General features: G+C 63.2%; 3 protein-coding genes and 1 pseudogene. 3 read left to right on the top strand and 1 reads right to left on the bottom strand.

The features are described from left to right. Positions 1-84 precede the first annotated feature (84 nt). From EN906_RS32605 to clpS, 3 genes are all read left to right on the top strand, one after another. Complete coding sequence (locus EN906_RS32605) at positions 85-318, top strand: hypothetical protein (protein WP_013529962.1); 234 nt, start codon at positions 85-87, stop codon at positions 316-318. A gap of 172 nt (positions 319-490) precedes the next feature. Further along, the gene (locus tag EN906_RS32600) at positions 491-856 is read left to right on the top strand and encodes a hypothetical protein (protein WP_127266561.1); all 366 of its coding nucleotides are present in this window, start codon (positions 491-493) and stop codon (positions 854-856) included. Between the two features lie 240 nt (positions 857-1096). Beyond that, positions 1097-1402, top strand: coding sequence for an ATP-dependent Clp protease adapter ClpS (gene clpS, locus EN906_RS32595; RefSeq protein WP_127266562.1), 306 nt, complete (start codon positions 1097-1099; stop codon positions 1400-1402). Positions 1403-1404: 2 nt separating this feature from the next. Here clpS and EN906_RS32590 read toward each other — a convergent pair. Then, positions 1405-1884: pseudogene (locus tag EN906_RS32590) on the bottom strand (hypothetical protein); the annotation flags it as partial.

The raw sequence follows: 1884 nt of genomic DNA, 5'->3' as shown, positions 1-1884 counted from the left end.
GCTTTGAAGCTGCTTGGAGTGACGCCGAACGACCCGGTTCAGTAACACTCAGAAACTTGACCCGCATAAAAAGGAAACGAAGCCATGAAAAAGTCCATCCTCTCCGCCACCGGTCTCGCCGTCGCTCTGGCTTTCGCGATGCCGGCTCTCGGCAACGCCGCCGCCACCACGACCGCTGCTCCGGCTGCTTCGACGACCACAGCTCCGGCGACTGCCGCTCCGGCCAAGGCTGCTCCGAAGAAGGTCGTCAAGAAGACCGTCAAGAAGCACAAGAAGGCTGCCGAGAAGGCCGTCAAGAAGGACGCCCCGAAGACGTAATCAGGTCCGGCATAAAATGCCGGCTGTTGGCCAAGGACGCTCCAGCTGGTTTCGGCTGGAGCGGCCTTCTTCCTGTCCGAGCGCTGAAGCCCTGACGAAGTCTGGCACCGGCAGCTTCCGCCTCGACTGACACTTAACCCGTTTGCAACGCCGGCCGTGTAGGACAATCCGCATGAAGAAGCGGCTTTCGTCCATTTTGCGCTCGATGGTGATCGGCGGCCTGGTTGCCACCGGCGTCGCCAGGGTGCTGATCCTGTTCACCGCCAGCCCGGTGCCCGATCCGGCCACCGGACGCACCGAGCCTTCGCTGTTCGCGCCGGCGATTTCCACCAACTGGGACTACATCACGCCGGCACAGACCTGGCTGCTGATCGTGCTGACAGGCGCGACGTTGATCTGCGTCGCCGCGTGGCCGATCACGGTCTGGCTGGAACGCCGGGCGGATGCGGGTGGAAACCGCTTTCACCCCGATATCCGGCCCGCCACGACCGCGCGGCAGATTCCCAGCCGCCGCATGTTCGGCCGCCAGGGCCGTTGAACGGCAACCGACACTTTCCCACATGATTGTGAATGGCCGCGTCGGCGGACACTGGTTTTCGCGCGTCGACCAAAATGGACGACCGCTTTCGCTGGTGCCAGAATGGCGGCAGGGTTGCTACGCCAGAGCAATTCACCGTTTCGTGGAAACGGCGAACCGTTCTGATCCTTTGTCTTGACGCAATTCCGGGCGGAAAACCGTTTTACACTTTTCCTGGAATTGCTCTAACTGTCGGTTCCAATGCCTGAAATCACCACAAAACCGCGCGTCCAGGTCAAGCCGCAGATCGAACGGCCAAAGCTCTACAAGGTCATCCTCATCAATGACGATTTCACGCCGCGCGAATTCGTCGTGACGGTGCTGAAGGGTGAGTTCAAACTCAGCGAAGACCAGGCGCATCGGGTGATGATCACCGCGCATCGTCGCGGCGTCTGCGTCGTCGCCGTGTTCACCAGGGATGTCGCCGAGACCAAGGCGACGCGCGCCACCGATGCCGGCAAGGCCAAGGGCTATCCGCTGATGTTCAAGACGGAGCCGGAGGAGTAGCTCTACCGTCCTTCGCGGTACCACATCGAACCCATTGCCAGAAGCAGCAGGCCGAGGCCGAGGAAGCCGCCGAACAGCGGCACGCGCGAGACGGCCTTGAGCACGCTGTCGTCCGTGGTGCGCAGTCCGATCCAGTCGTTGCCGGACGCGGCACCAGCCGAGCGCACAGGCACGATGGAGGGTAGCGTCACGTCGCTGCCAAGGGCTGCGGACGACGCCAGCCGGCGCACGCTGCCGCCGGTGGCTTCAGCCGGCGCCTTCAGCCGGCTTTCGGTGGAAATGACGTCGGCGAATTCCGGGGCGTTGACCGGCCCGACATGGGCGAGCGCGGTGAGGTCGCCATTGGCGACCTGATAGAGGCCGATCTCGCTGGTCTCGACGCTGCCGAGGAAGACGCCGGGCTCGGATTTCTCGAGCTTGACGGTCAAGGTCTTGCCGGATGGGGTGATGATCTGCGCGGGTCCGGGATCGTCGGCCATCGT

The organism is Mesorhizobium sp. M7A.F.Ca.CA.004.06.1.1 (assembly GCF_003999135.1).
Lineage (GTDB): Bacteria > Pseudomonadota > Alphaproteobacteria > Rhizobiales > Rhizobiaceae > Mesorhizobium.
Note: the sequence above shows the minus strand (reverse complement) of the source record. Positions and strands in the feature narration are given on the sequence as shown.

Coding starts and splice junctions, on each gene's coding strand:
- clpS (WP_127266562.1), top strand. CDS start 1,097: ATGCCTGAAATCACCACAAAACCGCGCGTCCAGGTCAAGCCGCAGATC.
- EN906_RS32600 (WP_127266561.1), top strand. CDS start 491: ATGAAGAAGCGGCTTTCGTCCATTTTGCGCTCGATGGTGATCGGCGGC.
- EN906_RS32605 (WP_013529962.1), top strand. CDS start 85: ATGAAAAAGTCCATCCTCTCCGCCACCGGTCTCGCCGTCGCTCTGGCT.